Source organism: Pseudomonas sp. 01L34 (assembly GCF_056400265.1).
Genome location: NZ_JBFTSX010000002.1, coordinates 662,167 through 681,404, shown reverse-complemented (window position 1 = coordinate 681,404; position 19,238 = coordinate 662,167). Strand labels below are relative to the sequence as shown.

Sequence of the window (19,238 nt, the reverse complement as noted above, 5' to 3'; positions counted from 1 at the left end):
CTACGCCGTAGTGGTCGGTAGAGAGCCTTTATTCCAACAACTAGCGCATTACAATCTCACTGAATTTGACGGTAAGCGTCTCATCATTCCCATCTCGAAACACCAACTTGATCGCTGGTGTTTTGCTGAGTTTGCTGTTGCTCTGCTGGAAGATCAGCGTAACGCGTGTAGGTACGTTGCGAATCAGCTGAAAGCGCAGCCAGGCGTTGTCCTCGACCTGGCCCACCCGGATCGACTCGAACTTCAGTGGACCGCCAGACTCGTCGAATAGCCGGGTGCCGTCGTCGAAGCGAAAGCTGCGGTCTACGTTCAGATTGGTCAGTTCAAAAGTGCAGGTGGGCAGACGGCCGATGTTCTCGCAACCCTCCAGTTCGATGCGAATGTTATCCAGCACTTCCATGCGTTTGCCGAGCAGGTTGTTGCCTTCGTTTTCGACTATTTTGGCTTGCAGTTTGGCGAACTCGAAAGAGGGCTTGGCGTATTCGGTGCCTAGGATGAAGAAGCCGAAAGACAAGCCGGCGATCATGAAAAACTGCAACGCGCCGCGGAGCATCGGCGTGAAATTACGAATCTGCCAGCCAATTGAAACGGCTCCCAGAAATATAAATGCACTCACCAGCAGGACCACGTTTTTCCAGCTGATGAAGCTGAAACCGAACACGCTCGGGTCCGGCACGGCATAGGTGATTAACGCCCACATGGCGCCCAGCACGACGCTGAGGCCTGCCATGCCGCGGGTGATCAACGAGGTGAATTTCTGAGTGCGGGTAAGCGGTATTGCTGAGTCTTGCTGGGATATCACGGTGCTGATTCCTTGTTCCGTAGCCGATCGTCCGTCCTTGAAGGTGACTGTCAGGCTGTAGCAATATAAAACCTTGAGAAATCAAGGTCAGAGCCTGGTTGTGGCAGGGGGCCATTATCCAGTAATGGCAGGCTGGGTAAAGACGTGGGAGCACCTATCACGAGTAGGTGAATGGCTCAAGAAAAATTTGCGGATCAATCCAGAGTCTTAAACCGTAAGGAATGACTGAATAGCCGTCGTAGCGACCCGAGAAGGTATTAGACGCAGCGAACTCTAAAAAACGACCACGTTTATCGTTAACGACGCGTATACCCGGGCAATCGAGCATTGAGTACCGCACTATTGGGTTTGGTAGCGGAGCCGCCCACAGCTGGACTTCAACATCGCAATCAAATTGCCAAATGGTCAATTGCAGTCTGACAGCGCCCTGTTCGACGATGTACTGGTGCGAGATCCCGGACTCTCCTTCAGAAGGAGCAACCCCAAGTACGTTGAAAAGGTCAAACGGGTCCCATATCAGCGGTGGCATTGCACTTTCCTTTATCGAAGAGCAGTTCGGGTTGTTTCACGCCCCATCGAGCCCAAATTTTTTGGAGTCCAGGCGTCGCTGTCAGCGTTATCTACAATGGGGTTCCTGGACTCCGAATACCTCATCCATCACTGGTCGATCATGGGTTAGTAAAAAACGCTGATGTTTCTGATACAGCTGCGCCAGGGCAGTCCTGTTCGGTCCGACGACATCCATGCCGCGATCATCGTAGGGAAATGCCATAACCTGCAGGTTCAGGTTGAAAAAGTAGATGTCACAAAACGGGCGGGGCCGAATGTCTCCAATGTCCTTCGCCAATGCACACCATAGAAAGTTCTGAAGTAGCGACAATGGGGCATGAAAGGCGACATTTGCCCAATGCTCTTCTTCATGTTCATTAAACCAATTGTCCGGATGAATGGGGTTAAGCCATCGGGAATGATTCGAGGGGATCTTGATACCGGCCGCCCGAAGCTCCGCTAGAACAGGTCGGTGTGCAAATGGATTTGCTCTGGAACGAACACGAAGACAGACAACGAGCGATCCTTCCTCGGAGAATATGTCCTCGCAAATGCACCGTGCTTTTTGAAGCGCCAGGAGAAACTGTTCAATGGCAGTTCCCTTTTCGGAAAGGCTGAATCGCAAACCTCCCGGGTAGGAATAGAACAGTGGCCGTTCGAAGGCTTTTCTTTCGTAAACCTCGTCAATTTCACGCTGTAGGTTCACTACTTTACGGTCCTTCGTAAGAGGAGTTAGTAAAAGGGAGTCGGCGGCCAAGAGCACAACTTTAGGCACATCGGGCTTTCCGGCGAGTCCAAAGACCCGTGGGGCCGGGCTTTTGAGGAGCAGGGGCTCTGCTGGGCTGGAATAACCCTCGAATATTTGCTTAAGTCCAGCTATCGCAGCCACACGGGTGCTGCACTTCAATCCCTGAAGGGCATTCCACCCGGAGAATTCCATGTCTCTTCGATTCCCGCGTTTAGCCGCATTGCTCGCCATCCTCACGATCGGCGTCTTGCCCTGTGCCCAAGCCGTTGAATACACCCGGGTCAACACCACCGCCAGCAAGATCTCCTTCACCTATAACCAGTTCGGCTCCAGGGTGTACGGCACCTTCGGCAAATTCGACGCCACGCTCGATTTCGACACGGCAAACCCCACCGCGGCCCACGCCAGGATGACCATCGACCTTGCCAGCATCGACGCCGGCAGCAGCGATGCCAATACCGAGCTGCAAAAGCCTGCCTGGTTCAACACGGCAGATTATCCGGTGGCGACCTTTGAATCGACTCGGGTAAAAGCGCTGGGCAATCAACGCTATCTGATCACCGGCAAACTTAACCTCAGGGGCATGACGCGCGAGTTGCAGGTGAAGGTGCTGTTGAAGCCGGAGCAGGCCATCGGGATTTTCGATGGCAACATCATTCTCAAACGCAGCGACTTCAAGATCGGGGAGGGGGAGTGGGCCGATACGGTGGTCTCCAACGACATCGACATCCGCTTCCGCATCGTCGCGCCGCAGCGTTGATTTTCCTGCGAGGGGCTCGATCTGTGACAATGGCGGGGCTGATGCTCAGTAAGCCTTATCCCGGAGTCAGAAACGCAATGCCCCAGCTCACCCACTTTGCCACTCCATGCCCGGAGCCCATCAACAGCCAGATTCTGCAGATGGTCGTCGACAACCTGACCGACATCAGCATGGTAGGCATCGCGCCGAGCAACCCGTTGTACAACGTCTATCAATACGCGGTGGGTTATGAGGTTCATCTCTACCTGGAAGCGCTCGGCGGCGCCAAAGGCATTGCGGTCGAGCTGATCGTCGCCATGGATGATGAAGATCCCGAGAAGGTCATCGGGTTTTTGCTGTACCTGCCGGTCAAGGACGATCCCGAGGCCTGCGGCGTGGCGTACATGGCGGTGCAGGCCAGTCACCGGCGACAGGGTGTCGCACGGGCGATGCTGCAAGACATGCTCGGTCGCTACCCCCATGCCGAGTTGACATGCACCGTCGCCAAGGTGCCCTGGTTCGAGTCGATGGGCTTCCAGGTACTGGGCGTGCGCGGCACTCAGGTGCTGATGAACACCCGGGATCACGCCACTGAGGGCCTGATGGGCCTGTTGGATGTCACCTCGATCTACAGTTCTTTGGAGGTGCGGCAGATACATACGTATCTGCTGCAAAAACACGGCAAGCGGGCAATGATCGATGCAGAGAAGCAGCGCGACCGGCATCTCGACCAAATGACGCGCAACGCCAAGGCGTTTGTGCTGGATCGTTTGAGCAAAAACGCCGAGCACGGGCCTCGTCCCGTCTAGACTGTCGAGTCCTTTCGGGCGCGCAGGCTGGCCGAGGCGTGATATTCTGTCGCATTAACTTGGTTTGACTTATTCGGTTCGTACGTCCACGGACGTGCGACAGAATCAATGTCGCTCAAGTAGCTGAGCCAATAATGATAAGAAGTCAGTGCACGAGGGACATATAACTGAGGTCGATGGAGACACGTCGGCCTTGTGTGCCCACCTTCAAATCTTTCTGAATGCAGAAACCCGCGGCACGCTGCCTGCGTACCCGTGAACCTGGGTTGCTCATGAATGAGGGTTGGAGGCGGATGGCGTTTATCATAGGTGCTACAAATGTTTAAGAAACTGAACACAGCCCTGCTGGGGCTGGCTTTGTCGATGGGGATCACGTCCGCTTACGCGGAGGCAAAGAAAGTCGATGTGCTGCTCATTGGCGGCGGCATCATGAGTGCAACGCTGGGTGTATGGCTCAATGAGCTGGAACCCGACTTGTCGATGGAAATGGTCGAGCGCCTCGACGGCGTCGCCCAGGAAAGCTCCAACGGCTGGAACAACGCCGGTACCGGTCACTCCGCCCTGGCCGAGCTGAACTACACCCCGGAAGACGACAAGGGCAACGTCCAGATCGCGAAAGCCGTTGAAATCAACGAAGCCTTCCAGATCTCCCGTCAATTCTGGGCCTGGCAGGTTCAGCAAGGCGTGCTGAAGAACCCGCGTTCGTTCATCAACTCCACTCCGCACATGAGCTTTGTGTGGGGCGATGACAACATCAAGTTCCTGAAGAAGCGCTACGAAGCCCTGCAAGCAAGCCCGCTGTTCGCCGGCATGCAGTACTCCGAAGACCCGGCTGTGATCAAGAAGTGGGTTCCGCTGATGATGGAAGGGCGTGACCCGAACCAGAAAGTCGCGGCCACCTGGAGCCCGATCGGCACCGACATGAACTTTGGCGAGATCACCCGCCAGTTCGTTGCGCACCTGCAAACCACACCGAAATTCGACTTGAAGTTGTCTAGCGAAGTGCAAGACATCACCAAGAACGCGGACGGCAGCTGGCGCGTCAGCTACAAAAACCTGAAAGACGGCACCAAAACCGAAACCGACGCCAAGTTCGTGTTCATCGGCGCGGGCGGCGGTGCACTGCACCTGCTGCAGAAGTCCGGCATTCCTGAAGCTCAGGAATACGCAGGCTTCCCGGTTGGCGGCTCGTTCCTGGTCACCGATAACCCGGCCATCGCCGAACAACACCTGGCCAAGGCCTACGGCAAAGCCTCCGTTGGCGCACCGCCAATGTCGGTTCCGCACCTGGACACCCGTGTCCTGGACGGCAAACGCGTCATCCTGTTTGGCCCATTCGCGACCTTCAGCACCAAGTTCCTCAAAGAAGGCTCGTACCTGGACCTGCTGAGCACCACCACCACGCACAACGTGTGGCCAATGACCCGCGTCGGCATCAAGGAATACCCACTGGTCGAGTACCTGGCAGGACAACTGATGCTGTCTGACGAAGACCGCATGAATGCCCTGAAAGAATACTTCCCGAATGCCAAAGCCGAAGACTGGCGCCTGTGGCAAGCCGGCCAGCGCGTGCAAATCATCAAGCGTGATGAAGCCGCCGGTGGCGTGCTGAAGCTGGGTACCGAAATCGTTGCTTCCGCTGACGGCACCATCGCCGGCCTGCTGGGCGCATCGCCAGGCGCATCGACTGCCGCACCGATCATGCTGACCGTGCTGCAGAAAGTGTTCAAGGACAAGGTTGCCACCCCAGCCTGGCAGGAAAAACTGCACCAGATCGTGCCTAGCTATGGCACTCAGCTGAACAGCAGCCCTGAGAAAGTGGCTCAAGAGTGGGCTTACACCGCCAAGGTGCTGGAACTGACTCCGCCGCCGGTGATTGGTCAGGTGGCGACTCCTGCTGCTCCGGCTGAGAAGCCTAAGGCTGTGAAAGAGAATGCTGCGACGGATATGGCTCTGTAACTAGAGGCCCTGTCAAAAGCCCACTGAACCGGTGACGGTCAGTGGGCTTTTTTGTGTCTGCGAAGATATCGCCGATACAAAACGACACCCATGAAAACCGAAAGCAACCCAACCCCCGCATTACCCAAAAGCCAAATCGCAAAGTTTCGACTTTGGTCTGCCTCACTCTCGTAGAACGGCCCAAAGTAGCCAGACATTGCCACGAATATCAAGTTAAACGCTCCAATGGCCAGGGCAACAATAAGAATGACGAACAACGCCCCTTTAACAGTTTTCATATGACCTTCCCAAACCATATTTCCTTCGACTCGTGGTAGTCGGAGAAACTGCCCTCAATGGAAAAACCCAACTGAATACGAGCTCAGCCAGTCCGTGAGTCTACGCCCGTTCCATAGGTCAATATGATCGCCGCTGCGATTGCTGAAGGTCTCGTTCCCTCGACGCCAGAAGTCCTTGAAAAAAATGATGCCTTGTTGCCCTTCAAGATCATCCTCAAAGTCCTTTGGCTTTATCTTTTTGACGGCGTGCATACCGGGAATTTTGGCTTGGCTTAACGCTTGCGCTATTTCTTCTGCTGCCAGTACATGCCCTTCGCTCTTGGGGTGCTGCCAACAGTGGCGGACATCCTTGAGCTTGCTGAGATTGGCGCCGGCCCGGCGTAGTGCCACGCCGAGGTTGATAGCACACTGATCACTGAAGTTTTTGGCGCCGTTGGTTCTGCACGGAGCTGCGTCTCCAAATATTTCTGGGTGGTTTTTCCATAACGTGTCGAATGTGAGGCACCCTGCCTTCTCCCTGTGGCCCTTTAATCCTGACGCCTAGCCTAGCAGAAGGCCCTGTTTGCTGAAGAGACCTCTCAGAGGTCAATGGAAAAATCGGAATTCCTTCATCCTGCCGTAGGGAAGGGCAGTCTGTGGCAAGCCGGTCAACGCGTGCAAATCATCAAGCGTGATGAAGCCGCGGGTGGCGTGCTGAAGTTGGGTACCGAAATCGTTGCTTCCGCTGACGGCACCATCGCCGGTCTGCTGACCGTGCTGCAGAAAGTGTTCAAGGACAAGGTTGCCACCCCAGCCTGGCAGGAAAAACTGCACCAGATCGTGCCTAGCTACGGCACTCAGCTGAACAACAGCCCTGAGAAAGTGGCTCAAGAGTGGGCTTACACCGCCAAGGTGCTGGAGCTGACTCCGCCGCCGGAGATTGGTCAGGCAGCGGCTCCTGCTGTTCCGGCTGAGAAGCCTAAGGCTGTGAAAGAGAATGCTGCGACGGATATGGCTCTGTAACTAGAGGCCCTGTCAAAAGCCCACTGGACCGGTGACGGTCAGTGGGCTTTTTTGTGTCTGGGATTCAGCTCTGGCAGGTAGCGCAATACCTGAGTTTGGCGCGTTTTTTGTGGCGAGGGGGCTTGCCCCCGTTGGGCTGTGAAGCAGACCTGAGGAGAGCGGTTTCACTCATCGTCATGCATCAATTCCAGGCTTTTTATCCATTTATCCGTAGCCTCAAACCTTGCGTAATACGCCTGCTTTTCTGAATCCAAAAATCTTCGCCTCCCTTACTGAACAGGGCTGCGGTTTGCGATTGCTTCCAAAACCGGCAAGGTTCCAGGTTCTATCATTTCAAGGGGGACGTTAACGAGGACCAGCTTTGCAAATTCGGGAAGTCCCATGAAGAGGATCGAGATCCGCGCGACACTGCCCATATGCGTTTCCAGCCGAAAGTAATTCATCTCCCTAGAGTATCGAACACTACAAACCTCGACCCAACTTAAATATCCGTGCTTTCGGAACACTCGGCCGAATGTAAGGCCGTACTCCGAGACTTCGTGTCGTTCGAGAAAATAAACGGCAACTAGATAGAGTCCCAGTAGCGCAAAACTGAGAAAGCCAGCCGTTGTCCACACAGTAGTCGTTTTATTGCTGATGATATTTGAGATAATTGCCAAAGCGGAGAATCCCAGGAGGCAAGTAAGGCCAACAATAAGGACGCCTCTCGGTAGTCTCAATAGTCCTGATTCCTCAGTCGTCCGTTCCTTTATCTGCTCTTTCATGAACCATCGAAGAATAATCAGTATCAGAAGAGTTACACTTGTCCATTGTATTATGGAAGCCAAGAATGAGTTGCTCATTGTGTCCCTCGTCGTTCTTGAATCCATATGTTCTTTGGTTCTGTGGAGTCTGTTTGAATGCTCTGAGGTTGGTTGGCGTCCCGACGCGACTGTATATCCGGTACGTGAAGCAGCATTGCCAGTCGCTCACCGTAACTTTGCCTTTGCCTTCTTCAAACATTCATCCATTGCTCTTTCTTGCACTGCTAATATCTTGTTTTGAGGTTGATAGAGTCCCGACACGGTTGTATATCCGGTACGTGATGCGGCATTGTCAGTCGCTCCCTGTAACTTTTCTTTTTCCTTCTTCAAACATTCATCCAATGCTCTTTCTTGCTCTGCCGATACATCGATTTGAGGTTGATGGTTTTCCGGGGTGGCTATATATCCACTGCTGTCATCATTGGGCTCATTGTTTTTAATGGCCCCATCCTTCAAGCGCTCCGATGAACTAGCTATTTCGTTTGAATTACTATCGTCTTTCTTGTTTTTAGTCGCAGCCTGGCTTGAGTTCTGACTGACAGTGTTGTCACTCGATGTCACGGTGTTTGCGGTGAGTGTATCACTAGCTTTATTAGATTTCAGAGGGTGGGCGGCGGGAGCGGAGACGGTGTCTAATTTAACTGTTGGCTTGTTTTTTTTCGTCGACTTATTGCTATTTTTTTGCGTTTTCTTGGCCATTGAAAAAGCAGAGTTCAGTTCTTTTTTGTTCTTGTGGATAAGACTGTCAATCGGCACGTAGCTAATAATTTGGTTGGGTTTTCTTTTGATATTTGAATTATAAAATTTCACTTGCTTCTGCGTTAGCTGGATGTCGGCAACAGGCGACAATCGAATGAGGCCAGAAATCGCCTCGCGAGCAATAGCATATGTCAGTTGATCAAGGCTGTAAGAAAAGCTATTGCTGGTTTTTGGTATGGCAGAGGGGGGCGCTATTAATTCAATGGCACTGTCATGCCTGGAGAGTATTTTTCCTGCCGCTAAATCTTTATATGTGTAAACAACATTGCATTTCGATCGAGTCCCGCCTCGGGCGTTGCTTATAGATACTGAAGATATTTCTGTACTTATTTCAATGCGGCCGCTGTAATGTCCAAATTCGATAAAGCGATCACTGTTATGAATTTCTTTCTGGGTCGCATTCTTGATGGAATTTCCCCAGTTTGAAATTTGTAATTCACCTGGAAAGTTGTTGTCTGTATCTGTATTTTCTTTGGTTTTTATTTCTGCAGGAAGCACAATAACATCTACATTGTATGCAAGGTCATAATAGTCAATATCAGGAACAATGCTCTTGTTTCTTTCGCTTGAGACTTCTGAATAATTTCTTATGTTGGCACAACTCGTCACTCCGAAAAAGCTAAAAGCCAGCACGAGTAAGGCAGTTATTTTTTTTGTCGACATGTTACCCTCCCATAATTATTGATTAAGGGCTTGCGTTGTCGTTGACGCATAACAATGATTGGGCCGAATTCGGCGATAACGAAATAATAGAAGCCTCTAGATAACTCTGCGCTACCAATTCCGACTTTTTTAAAAGTCTATATAAATCATAGGCCTATATTTCACGCCCAACCCCTGAGCTGTAATCGCGCGACTTCTGTTTTTTGACGTCAATATCCTGTTGGGTCAGATTGATCCGCAGGAGTAGGTGAAGTTCAAGACGGTATCTACGGTCACCAACTGCCTGTGCTCAACCAGTTCAGGCATATAACTGGGAGCCATGAAGTCAAGGCTCACCACTGGTCTTTCTGATCATTCTTTCCTGGCAAGGGATCAGAGGACTGGCAGCCGTGTTCAAACTGAATGTCCGCCCCCCAGGAGAGATGCATCCGGTCCCATTATTCTGGCTTCAACAGCATCTCTACCCATCACCAACTACACTTTCTCCAGCCAGTCCGGGCAATCGTCCGGGGGCACACTCCAGGAGGAATCATGACAAGGAAAAATGTCTCCAGCCCTGAACCCTCAGCTACCGAAGCCAACGTGCTGTCGAGCCCGCCCGACATAGCTGCTCTCGCCGAGATATCCATCACTGATCCTGACAAAATGCACCCTGCGTGGATCAAGGAGCAGTTTCCCGAGTACGTGGACCCGCATGCAGGCCATGAGGCCAGGACGGTTCGCGAGATTAATCACAAAGGGCACGTTGTCCGGATCGTGACCACCTACCAGGTGGAGGTGGATGGGGCTCCGGTCCAGGCGCATCTGTTTGTGGACGATGCTGGACAGGTCCATACGCATGCCACTCCATTCGTTTCTTACGGATCGGCTCTCGATTTGATGACAGCGGTGATCGATGCCTATCCCGAGTCTTTCGCCAAGGGCAATGGCGACGGGGGAGAGCACTCCGACCATCCCGTTCACCATGATCACGGAGCACATCATGATCAGGTCTAATGCTGTCAAAGATCTCGCGGCGCTTCAGAAATACGTCGAAGGGGTGAAGCTGCTCAAGGATCCTGCGCTGAATCCCTGGCCTGGGCAGGCCAATCTCTCGATTTATGACTCCTTGGTGGCCTGGCACCACCGGGCCATGATGATTTCAACGCCTGCGGGGCAGATGGCCAGGAATGCTGCGCATGGAGGCCCATCATTTTTACCGTGGCATCGCTACTTTCTAGTGCGGCTGGAATCGTTGCTTCGCAAAGCGGTAAATGACCCACACTTTCGAATTCCATATTGGGACTGGAACACTGACGCGGAACTTCAGGACCCCAGGACATCAGTCATCTGGTCGAATCAGTACCTTGGACAGTTCGTGGACGGGAAGTGGCGGGTACGACTGATGGGTGATGGCCGCACCATGGAACTGGGCCGGGTAAACCGCCCCCTGGTGCGTTATCTGGGGGGAGGTGGGGCGCTGCCCAGCCGAGCCAATGTACGCAAGGTCATCCAGGAAAATACCGTGTATGACAAAGTGCCCTACGACGCGGCGCAATCCACCGGTGGTGCGCGCAACTACATCGAGGGATGGACTGGCAAAGAACGCATTCACAACAACGTCCATGTGTGGGTCGGCGGTGACATGGGGTTGTCGTCTTCGCCAAACGACCCGGTGTTTTTTCTGCATCATTGCAATGTCGACCGGCTCTGGGCGGCATGGCAAGCGAAGCATCCCGCCGCCGCTTACGTACCTGACGCAGCGGCTCCCGATACGCTCAAGTTCCATCGGATCGATGACCCGATGTACAGCCCTTTTCCGGAAAAGGTGACACCTCGAGATGTTCTGAATTACAGCCAGTACTACAAGTACGACACTTTGAGCGACCTGCTTTAGGCAGCATCAAGCGGGGGAGCCTCTAGTCATACTGAGCGCCTGCTCTTGCAGACTCGTTTGTATCAACGCAGCCAATTGTCGGGGGGCAGGCGCCAAGTGTTCTGCCCCTCGATAAAGCACATAGCCGAGGGTCGGCAGCGGGGGTAGACCGGCAATCACGGCGAGATGCCCTGGCAGACCAATGCGGGTTCGCAACGTGAGGCCCAAACCGGCCGCAACGGCCGCCCAGATTCCACCAACGCTGGGGCTGGTCAGCGCGATTCGCCAGGGAATCCGCGCCTCATCCAGTGCCTGGGTGGCCGCGCTGCGCAACACGCAAGGGGCGTCGAACATGATCAATGGCAGGGGGGAATCGACAGAGCGGTTGATGGGGGACGAGTCACGAGGCCCGATCCAGTGCATCTGCGTTTCACCCAGGTGCGTGGCGTAGGGGGACTTGTGCCCTGTGTCCCAAGACAGGGCCAGGTCCAGGCCACCGCTGTCGATCAATGCAAGTAGTTCGGTATTACGTGCGATCCTGACTTCGAGGCTCACCATCGGGTACATCTTGACGTAGCGTCGCAGAATGTCGCTGAGAAAGTGTTCGCCAAAGTCTTCCTGAAGCCCCAGGCGTACCGTGGCGGCGGTCTGGCTTTCGTGCAGGGTCTGGAAAATGCTGTCGTTCAGTTCAAGCAGTCGGCGTGCATGGCTGAGCAGGGTTTCACCCACCGGCGTCAACACCAGCCCTCGACCGGATTTTGACAGCACTGGCGTGCCTACCTGTTCCTCAAGCTTCTTGAGTTGTGCGCTCACGGCAGACGTCGAGCGATTGAGCCGATCTGCCGCCTTGGCAAAGCTGTTGAACTCCACGCCGGTCACGAAAGTACGCAGCACATCAAGATCGAAGGTCGGACGGCGCATCGAATCATCCATTAATTCGGGACTAAGGCCGCTATTAAATCTGATATTCGGAATGATCGCGACTTGATAGTTTTCCCCTGTCAGTTGGATTTTCAGGAGTAGGTCTTAATGCCATTTGCACGTATTTCACTGCACCGGGGAAAGTCTGCCGAGTATTTACAGGCCCTCTCACAAGGGCTGCACGACGCCTTGGTAGAAAGCTTCGAAGTGCCGATGGCTGATCGATTCCAGGTCATTCACCAACATGAAACGGGCGAGCTGATCTTTGATCCCGACTACCTGGGCGGTCCTCGTAGTGATGACTTTGTGCTGATCGCGATTACTGCCGGTCGCCCTCGAGACATCGAGACGAAACAGCGTTTTTATCGCAGCCTGGTCGAGAAACTGGGCCGAGCGCCGGGCATCGACTCAGAGGACGTCATGGTGGTGATTACCACGACAGCGGCAGATGAGTGGTCGTTTGGTGGCGGGCGGGGCAACTAGTTTTTGCTCTCAAGCCTGTATTCCGTAAATGTGGGCTATCTGTGTCTATCGGCAGCGTGGCCCGGTTGATAGGGTCCGTATTCACTTCAAGTTGATGAGGCAATAATGGACCTTACCGCCATCCCCTTTGGGACTACCGATTGGTCGAAGATCGAACCGGTCGAGCATGCCGGCCAGACGGGCATGGCCTATTGGCGGACCTGCCAGTTTGGTTCGATACGTGTGCGGATGGTTGAATACAGCCCCGGATATCTGGCCGATCACTGGTGCTGGAGAGGTCATATCCTGTTGTGCCTGGAAGGCGAGTTACACACAGAACTGGAAGATGGCCGCCAGTTCACGCTGACTGCCGGAATGAGCTATCAGGTGGGCAACGATGCCGAGGGACATCGCTCGTTTACCACTAGCGGTGCGAAGTTGTTCATTGTGGATTGAGGTCTCGGGTCAGATCAAAAGATCACAGCCTTCGGCAGTTCCTACGAGGTTGTGTGTAAAACACCTGACGCCGTGGTGTCCACATAGATGAGTCAGGCAGGGTGCCAATGCAAACAAGGTGTGTCGAGTGATTACGTCAACGGGCGAACTGGCGATACGTCAGATATCAGCACTTCCTCCGGAAATCCTGATACTGGAAGCGGAGGCCGTTACAGAGGGTTTCAGGTTTCTCACGCGCTTGGTTGCAGATTGGAAAAACGGGTCGAATCGATTCGATCAACCAGGTGAATGTCTTTTGGGAGCCTTCCGCAACGGGCAACTGATTGCCATCGGTGGTCTTTCATATGATCCATATGCCAGGTCGGATACCGGGAGGCTACGGCGGGTATACGTCGCGCGTGCATCAAGGGGCCAGAATGTGGGTAAAGCTCTGGTACAGCAGCTTCTGGAATATGCGGCTCAGAGATTCCGTGTCGTGCGCCTATCCACGGATACACCTGAGGGGTCGGCATTTTACCTTCGCTGCGGGTTTCAACAGATACACGATGATTTTGCGACTCATGTGAAATCATTAGCAGATGCCACATAGCCAGGGCGACGTGTTTAAGATCAAAAGATCGTCCGAACGCGGCCCGAGCCTTCGGCAGCTCCTACAGGGGCGTGAATCGCGGATCTGATCCGTATTTTTCTCGACTATCTGCATCTGTAATGGGATCAGTCTGCGGCTCACAATGACGGCACGGTCAGCAGTGGCGGTAACCGCTGCACCGCAAACTCATAGCGTAGGAGGCCCCATGGGCAAGATGGCAATTTTCCTGGGTGGATTTCTGGTGTTGACCATTTTGATTGGCGCGCTGGCTACGATTTCTCCCGTTTAGTCTCGTCCTGCGATCAGCAAAAAGCACAACGCCTCCACACTGGGAGGCGTTGGTTTTCTTCGGACAAGCTGATGGCAGGGGGGCCAAGACCGCCTCAACGAATATGCTTGGAATAGGCCGCTTTAAGTGCCTCGGATACAAGGGCAATCAGTATCGGGGTAGAGCTGGACTGCATGTCTCTACCGATGTCAGTTCGCCGTTCCAGCACTTTGCCAGCGTATTTGGATGCCTGGCCTTCAGACGCGAGTGATAACAGCTCTTCTTCAGTAAAAGCCTTCTCATAAGCCGCAGCAAGATTTTGATTCCATTTCGGCTGGTACTGCGGAAGTAGCGCGTCAATTTCGCTCGATACGGCACTGTGTGCTTTTTCACTTCCTAACTTTTCAATGAGCATCGCAAAGGTTTGTGTTTTCTTTGCCGCCAGCAGTGCCAGTGTTGGCAGGCTGTCACCCACATGGGTTTGAGCAACAAAAGCGAGCGCTGTCTTATGCGCAAGTATTTCAGCCGTGACCGTGGTGGACAACACGATGGGCGCTACGAATGCGACCGCGACACAAAAAGACCTCATCAATTGATCTGGCTCCTTCGGTTCGCCACGTCGGTGATGCGCTACAGAGAACCCTAGTTGGGAAATACCTATATCGCTAGTGATTCGGTTCCACTTTGGCTTGAGCCAGGGCGACGTTGATGGCGTGACAGCCGTCGTGTACCCAGACTTGAAAAGCCCACTGAACCAGTAACGGTCAGTGGGCTTTTTTCACGCTGGATTGAGCGCCGGCATCACCTCAGATCAAACCGATCCAGATTCATCACCTTGACCCAGGCTGCCACGAAGTCTTTCACAAACTTCTCCTTCGCGTCGTTGCTGGCATAAACCTCAGCCAACGCCCTCAGCTGTGCATTCGAGCCAAACACCAGATCAACACGCGTCCCCGTCCATTTGAGATCGCCGGTTTTGCGGTCGCGCCCCTCGAACTCTTCATTGGCCTCAGAGACCGGTTTCCATTCCACGCCCATGTCGAGCAGGTTTTTGAAGAAGTCGTTGGTCAACGCTCCCGGTTGCTTCGTGAACACGCCGTGTTGGGTTTGGCCGACGTTGGTGTTCAGCACGCGCAGGCCACCAATGAGCACGGTCATTTCCGGCGCGGTGAGGGTCAGCAGTTGGGCCTTGTCGATCAGCAGGGCCTCGGCCGGTACGCTGTAGCGGGTTTTGAGGTAGTTGCGGAAGCCATCGGCGGCGGGTTCGAGGTAGCCGAAGGATTCAACGTCCGTTTGCTCTTGCGAGGTGTCCATGCGTCCCGGTGTGAAAGGCACCGTGATGGTATGGCCGGCATTTTTTGCCGCTTGTTCGACGCCGGCACAACCGGCCAGCACGATCAGGTCGGCCAGGGAGATTTTCTTGCCGCCGGTTTGCGCGCTGTTGAACTCGTTCTGGATGCTTTCGAGTTTCGCCAACACGCTCGCCAGTTGCTCAGGCTGGTTGACCTGCCAGGATTTCTGCGGGGCCAGACGCAGGCGTCCGCCGTTGGCGCCGCCACGTTTGTCGGAGCCGCGGAAGGTGGAAGCCGCTGCCCAGGCGGTCGACACCAGTTGCGAGACGGTCAGGCCGCTGGCCAGGAGCTTGCCTTTGAGTGCGGCGATGTCACTGTCGTTGACTAAGGCATGGTCGACCGGTGGGATCGGGTCTTGCCACAGGAGTACTTCGTTGGGCATTTCCGGGCCGAGGTAGCGGGAGAGGGGGCCCATGTCGCGGTGGATCAGTTTGAACCAGGCGCGGGCGAAGGCGTCGGCCAACTGGTCCGGATTAGCGAGGAAGCGCCGCGAAATCGGTTCATAGATCGGGTCGAATCGCAGTGACAGGTCCGTGGTCAGCATGGTCGGATTACGCCGCTTGGACGGGTCGTGAGCATCTGGAATGATGCCCGCGCCAGCACCGCCTTTTGCCGTCCACTGGTTCGCACCCGCCGGGCTCTTGGTCAGTTCCCACTCGAAGCCGAACAGGTTTTCCAGGTAGTTGTTGCTCCATTTGGTGGGCGTGGTGGTCCAGGTCACTTCCAGGCCGCTGGTGATGGTGTCGCCGCCTTTACCGCTGCCGAATTTGCTCTTCCAGCCCAGGCCCTGTTGTTCAAGGCCAGCGGCTTCGGGCTCGGCACCGACGTTGTCGGCAGGGCCGGCGCCGTGGGTTTTGCCGAAAGCGTGGCCGCCAGCGATCAGCGCCACGGTTTCTTCGTCATTCATTGCCATGCGCCCGAAGGTTTCGCGGATATCTATCGCCGCAGCGACCGGGTCCGGGTTGCCTTCCGGGCCTTCGGGGTTGACGTAGATCAGGCCCATTTGCACGGCGGCGAGCGGGTTCTCCAGGTTGCGTCCGCCCTCGGTGCGGCTGTCCTCATTTTTCCCCGGCTCAGCGACGAGAGGGCCTTCGCCGGGTTCTTGCATGGGCTCTTTTTTGTCTTTTTCGTAGCGGGTGTCACCTGCCAGCCACTTGTTTTCGGAGCCCCAGTAGACGGCCTCATCCGGTTCCCAGACGTCTGGCCGGCCGCCGGAAAAGCCAAAGGTCTTGAAGCCCATCGACTCCAGTGCGACGTTGCCGGTGAGGACGATCAGGTCAGCCCAGGAGATGTTGCGACCGTACTTTTGCTTGATCGGCCAAAGCAGCCGGCGCGCCTTGTCGAGGCTGACGTTGTCCGGCCAGCTGTTGAGCGGGGCGAAGCGCTGCTGACCGGAGCCGGCACCGCCACGACCGTCACCGACGCGGTACGTGCCGGCGGCGTGCCAGGCCATGCGAATAAACAGTGGCCCATAGTGACCGAAGTCCGCAGGCCACCAGTCTTGTGAATCAGTCATCAGTGCATGCAGGTCTTGCTTGACCGCCGCAAAGTCCAGTTTTTTGAACGCTTCGGCGTAGTTGTAACCCTCGTCCGTGGGGTCGGACAGCCGCGAGTTCTGGTGCAGGATCTTCAGATTCAGTTGGTTCGGCCACCAATCGCGGTTCGTCGTGCCACCGCCAGCGGCGGCGTGATTGAACGGGCATTTCGATTCATTTGCCATGTGTGCGCTACCTTTGGTCGTGTTCATCCGGCTATCCGGCCCGGGGTTGGGCACGCAATAGCGACGAGCGGAATCAATGACATAGGCTGCAGCCGTGCGATCAATTGATCGTCGTGGTCACACGGGAAATCCGGATAGCGGCAATCGAGTTGCCAGCACGGTGGCCCACGGCAAGCCTAGTACGTTTCCTGACTCATTCGTATCTCTTCTCAGGTCTCAACCGGCCGGCTGACGCCAGCGCTCCAGTAAGGTTAGACGCCTATAAAGCAGTCAGCTAATAGGGGGAGTATTGGGAGGTGATAGGGATAGTCTTTTATCTGAGCCGTCGAGATGGAGTCGCTGTTGCGCGTCTCTTTTAACCAGCGTCGGCAAAACGTAATCTGTCGCATCGACCTTTGGATGGAACCAAACCAATGCTGCTAACCCACCGCCCCGTCAGTGCTGAAGACGTGTTGACGATTTGCGACTTTCCTCAAACTCCCCAAGAGCTTTTTTTCATGTTCCCGAAGGCGCAGTACCCGCTGACGGAAGCTCAGCTGCTTGCATCAATAGCTCAACGCTCGGACTCAACAGTGGTTGAAGGGGATAATGCGGTTGTCGGTTTTGCTAACTTTTATTCGTTTGAGCGCGATGGCGTTTGCGCGATCGGCAATGTGATCGTTTCACCCAAGGCTCGGGGGAAAGGTGTCGCGAGGTTTTTGGTGGAAACGATGGTGGGGCTGGCGTTTGAACGTCATCGGGCAAGCGAAGTGCAGCTTTCGTGTTTCAACGAGAACACGGCGGGGCTACTTTTGTATCCGCAGCTTGGGTTTGTGCCGTTTGGGGTTGAGGAGCGGGTGTCGCAGGATGGGCGCCGTGTCGCCCTGATACACATGCGAAAGACAAGCAAGTAGGACGATGGCGGCAGGTCTGAGGGGAAAATCAACTTCGCATTCGTTCCGTGTCTTGTTTAAGGAACGAGCCGAAAAGGCGAGTGAGGTCACGTATGATGGGCCTTTTTCGTTGACCGCCACCCAAGGATCCACCCGATGTCTTTAAGCAAACGCGATCAGGCACACATCGAACGTCGCCTGGTCGCCACTCTGACCGAGGCGTGCGAAACAGCCAAAGCAGAAATAGTCGGGTTTTGCTGGTTGACCCACGAAATCGATTACGACGCCTTTCCATCCAGCCTGCGGGTGATTTGGGTCTTCGATACGCAGGCCCATAAGGATCAGGCGCTGGCGAGCGGGCAGGGCGAGCGCATGGTCGAACTGACGGCCGTAGCATTAAATGAAGCGGACGTTCTCGTCAGCCCCGTCGCGGCCCATGTGCAGTTTGATTCTGAAGAACAATGTCAGCGCGCCAATGGCGGCAACTGGCAGCAACGCCTGGCGCCCAAGCGCTCGACGCGGGGTTGAAACGTGGCCAAGGATATCGAAAATCCGTGTATTTCCGTTTGCCAGCTCAGTGGTGAGCTGTGTGTCAGTTGTGGTCGCACCAAGGATGACATCAGAAAATGGAAACGCATGAAGCGTCCGGAAAAAATGGCGGCGGCGCAACGGGCGAGTGTGCGGTTGAAAGGGCTTCAGAAAAGGAAGGGTTGAGGGTTCCTCAGGGCCGCGCACAAACCTCTCGAACACATTCACGTAGCCAGCGATGCGCTGAGTCGGCATCCATCCGTGGATGCCAGAGCATCGAAATGGTGATTGGCGGCAGCTCGAACGGCAGATCGAAACTGTGCAGGCCGGCACGCAAGTTTCGGGTGTGTCGGGCGGGTGCGGTGGCGATCAGGTCCGAGGCGCGAGCCAGCGCCAGGGCGGCCGAGAAACCGCCGACGACGGTGACGATCTCCCGCTGCAGTCCCAGCGCTTCCAAAGCCTCATCCATCGGACCTTTGTCGAGCCCGCGTCGTGAAACCAGGATGTGCCGGCCAGCGGCGTAACGGGAGGCGCTGACCTCGCCTTGGCTCAGCGGATGCCCCGTGCGAACGACGCCCACGAAACGATCCTCGAACAATGCCCGGGTGCGCACTTCCGGGCTGGTCGTGCCGCCAACCACACCGGTTTCCAGATCGACCGAGCCGTCGCGAAGTGCGGCGCTGTCCTTGCTCAGCTTCTGCACGAAGTGCAAACGCACGCCGGGGGCTTGCTCACCGGCGCGGGCGATCAGCGCCGGGCCGAAGTTTTCGACGAAACCGTCACTGGTGCGCAGCGTGAATGTTCGAACCAGTTGCATGAGGTCGAGCTGTTCGGCGGGGCGCAAAACCGCTTCGGCGTCTTGCACCAATCGACTGACGTGTTCGCGCAATTCAAGCGCTCGTGGCGTCGGCACCAGGCCGCGTCCGGCCCGGACCAGCAGCGGGTCGCCTGTCGTTTCGCGCAACCGCGCCAGCGCTCGGCTCATGGCCGACGGGCTCAGCCGCAGTCGTTGGGCGGCGCGGGCGACGCTGCCTTCGGCGAGCAGCACGTCCAGGGTAATCAGCAGATTGAGATCGGGAGTGGTCATGCCGCAACGTTAGCACG

Annotated in this window: 22 protein-coding genes; 12 read left to right on the top strand and 10 right to left on the bottom strand. The window is 55.3% G+C overall.

Annotated elements, in window-relative coordinates:
- Positions 1-40 precede the first annotated feature (40 nt).
- The 3 genes from AC1DQM_RS07695 to AC1DQM_RS07685 all read right to left on the bottom strand — a co-directional run bounded on the left by AC1DQM_RS07695 (position 41) and on the right by AC1DQM_RS07685 (position 2,291).
- Positions 41-802 carry a hypothetical protein gene (locus tag AC1DQM_RS07695; protein WP_018928175.1) on the bottom strand — a complete coding sequence of 254 codons (762 nt, stop codon included), beginning with the start codon at positions 800-802 and terminating at the stop codon, positions 41-43.
- A gap of 157 nt (positions 803-959) precedes the next feature.
- A complete protein-coding gene (locus AC1DQM_RS07690; protein ID WP_018928174.1) occupies positions 960-1,331 on the bottom strand; it encodes a hypothetical protein in 372 nt (123 codons plus the stop codon).
- Positions 1,332-1,418: 87 nt separating this feature from the next.
- Positions 1,419-2,291 carry a DUF3885 domain-containing protein gene (locus AC1DQM_RS07685; RefSeq protein WP_245846272.1) on the bottom strand — a complete coding sequence of 291 codons (873 nt, stop codon included), beginning with the start codon at positions 2,289-2,291 and terminating at the stop codon, positions 1,419-1,421.
- Here AC1DQM_RS07685 and AC1DQM_RS07680 point away from each other — a divergent pair.
- From AC1DQM_RS07680 to mqo, 3 genes are all read left to right on the top strand, one after another.
- Positions 2,290-2,859: a YceI family protein gene (locus AC1DQM_RS07680; RefSeq protein WP_064616936.1), complete on the top strand. Its 570-nt coding sequence runs from the start codon at positions 2,290-2,292 to the stop codon at positions 2,857-2,859. The two genes, AC1DQM_RS07685 and AC1DQM_RS07680, sit on opposite strands and share 2 nt — an antisense overlap.
- 77 nt (positions 2,860-2,936) lie before the next feature.
- Entirely contained in the window at positions 2,937-3,647 is a 711-nt protein-coding gene (locus AC1DQM_RS07675) for a GNAT family N-acetyltransferase (protein ID WP_138867168.1), read from the top strand.
- Between the two features lie 318 nt (positions 3,648-3,965).
- Positions 3,966-5,606: a malate dehydrogenase (quinone) gene (gene mqo, locus AC1DQM_RS07670; protein WP_477745956.1), complete on the top strand. Its 1,641-nt coding sequence runs from the start codon at positions 3,966-3,968 to the stop codon at positions 5,604-5,606.
- A 38-nt stretch (positions 5,607-5,644) separates the two neighbouring features.
- Here the strand turns inward: mqo and AC1DQM_RS07665 are convergent, their stop codons facing one another.
- Together AC1DQM_RS07665 and AC1DQM_RS07660 are read right to left on the bottom strand one after the other, a co-directional pair.
- Positions 5,645-5,884: a hypothetical protein gene (locus tag AC1DQM_RS07665; protein ID WP_477745955.1), complete on the bottom strand. Its 240-nt coding sequence runs from the start codon at positions 5,882-5,884 to the stop codon at positions 5,645-5,647.
- Positions 5,885-5,938: 54 nt separating this feature from the next.
- Entirely contained in the window at positions 5,939-6,274 is a 336-nt protein-coding gene (locus AC1DQM_RS07660; protein WP_477745954.1) for a T6SS effector amidase Tae4 family protein, read from the bottom strand.
- A 168-nt stretch (positions 6,275-6,442) separates the two neighbouring features.
- Here AC1DQM_RS07660 and AC1DQM_RS07655 point away from each other — a divergent pair, with 168 nt between their 5' ends.
- The gene (locus tag AC1DQM_RS07655; protein ID WP_477746017.1) at positions 6,443-6,886 is read left to right on the top strand and encodes a malate:quinone oxidoreductase; all 444 of its coding nucleotides are present in this window, start codon (positions 6,443-6,445) and stop codon (positions 6,884-6,886) included.
- 968 nt (positions 6,887-7,854) lie between these two features.
- Here the strand turns inward: AC1DQM_RS07655 and AC1DQM_RS07650 are convergent.
- A complete protein-coding gene (locus AC1DQM_RS07650; RefSeq protein ID WP_477745953.1) occupies positions 7,855-9,111 on the bottom strand; it encodes a hypothetical protein in 1,257 nt (418 codons plus the stop codon).
- Positions 9,112-9,642: 531 nt separating this feature from the next.
- Between AC1DQM_RS07650 and AC1DQM_RS07645 the strand changes: the two genes are divergently transcribed.
- Both AC1DQM_RS07645 and AC1DQM_RS07640 read left to right on the top strand, forming a co-directional pair.
- The gene (locus AC1DQM_RS07645) at positions 9,643-10,107 is read left to right on the top strand and encodes a hypothetical protein (protein ID WP_086945383.1); all 465 of its coding nucleotides are present in this window, start codon (positions 9,643-9,645) and stop codon (positions 10,105-10,107) included.
- A complete protein-coding gene (locus AC1DQM_RS07640; RefSeq protein ID WP_258673077.1) occupies positions 10,094-10,987 on the top strand; it encodes a tyrosinase family protein in 894 nt (297 codons plus the stop codon). The genes AC1DQM_RS07645 and AC1DQM_RS07640 overlap by 14 nt, the downstream gene beginning before the upstream one ends.
- A 6-nt stretch (positions 10,988-10,993) precedes the next feature.
- Here the strand turns inward: AC1DQM_RS07640 and AC1DQM_RS07635 are convergent, their stop codons facing one another.
- Positions 10,994-11,887, bottom strand: coding sequence for a LysR substrate-binding domain-containing protein (locus AC1DQM_RS07635; protein ID WP_477745952.1), 894 nt, complete (start codon positions 11,885-11,887; stop codon positions 10,994-10,996).
- Positions 11,888-11,995: 108 nt separating this feature from the next.
- Between AC1DQM_RS07635 and AC1DQM_RS07630 the strand changes: the two genes are divergently transcribed.
- The 3 genes from AC1DQM_RS07630 to AC1DQM_RS07620 all read left to right on the top strand — a co-directional run bounded on the left by AC1DQM_RS07630 (position 11,996) and on the right by AC1DQM_RS07620 (position 13,394).
- The gene (locus AC1DQM_RS07630) at positions 11,996-12,370 is read left to right on the top strand and encodes a tautomerase family protein (RefSeq protein ID WP_477745951.1); all 375 of its coding nucleotides are present in this window, start codon (positions 11,996-11,998) and stop codon (positions 12,368-12,370) included.
- 105 nt (positions 12,371-12,475) lie between these two features.
- Entirely contained in the window at positions 12,476-12,805 is a 330-nt protein-coding gene (locus AC1DQM_RS07625; protein ID WP_305411942.1) for a DHCW motif cupin fold protein, read from the top strand.
- 127 nt (positions 12,806-12,932) lie between these two features.
- Positions 12,933-13,394 carry a GNAT family N-acetyltransferase gene (locus AC1DQM_RS07620; protein WP_477745950.1) on the top strand — a complete coding sequence of 154 codons (462 nt, stop codon included), beginning with the start codon at positions 12,933-12,935 and terminating at the stop codon, positions 13,392-13,394.
- Positions 13,395-13,777: 383 nt separating this feature from the next.
- Here the strand turns inward: AC1DQM_RS07620 and AC1DQM_RS07615 are convergent, their stop codons facing one another.
- Positions 13,778-14,209, bottom strand: a complete 432-nt coding sequence (locus tag AC1DQM_RS07615) for a hypothetical protein (protein ID WP_477745949.1) — start codon at positions 14,207-14,209, stop codon at positions 13,778-13,780.
- A gap of 254 nt (positions 14,210-14,463) precedes the next feature.
- Positions 14,464-16,761, bottom strand: coding sequence for a catalase/peroxidase HPI (gene katG / locus AC1DQM_RS07610; protein ID WP_477745948.1), 2,298 nt, complete (start codon positions 16,759-16,761; stop codon positions 14,464-14,466).
- Positions 16,762-17,147: 386 nt separating this feature from the next.
- On the opposite strand from katG, the gene AC1DQM_RS07605 reads away from it, so the two are divergent.
- From AC1DQM_RS07605 to AC1DQM_RS07595, 3 genes are all read left to right on the top strand, one after another.
- Positions 17,148-17,627, top strand: coding sequence for a GNAT family N-acetyltransferase (locus tag AC1DQM_RS07605; RefSeq protein ID WP_096480712.1), 480 nt, complete (start codon positions 17,148-17,150; stop codon positions 17,625-17,627).
- Positions 17,628-17,762: 135 nt separating this feature from the next.
- A complete protein-coding gene (locus AC1DQM_RS07600; protein ID WP_028939704.1) occupies positions 17,763-18,134 on the top strand; it encodes a hypothetical protein in 372 nt (123 codons plus the stop codon).
- A gap of 3 nt (positions 18,135-18,137) precedes the next feature.
- A complete protein-coding gene (locus tag AC1DQM_RS07595) occupies positions 18,138-18,320 on the top strand; it encodes a DUF1289 domain-containing protein (RefSeq protein WP_081626539.1) in 183 nt (60 codons plus the stop codon).
- A 7-nt stretch (positions 18,321-18,327) separates the two neighbouring features.
- Here AC1DQM_RS07595 and AC1DQM_RS07590 read toward each other — a convergent pair whose 3' ends face one another.
- Positions 18,328-19,221: a LysR family transcriptional regulator gene (locus AC1DQM_RS07590; RefSeq protein WP_477745947.1), complete on the bottom strand. Its 894-nt coding sequence runs from the start codon at positions 19,219-19,221 to the stop codon at positions 18,328-18,330.
- Positions 19,222-19,238: the final 17 nt, after the last annotated feature.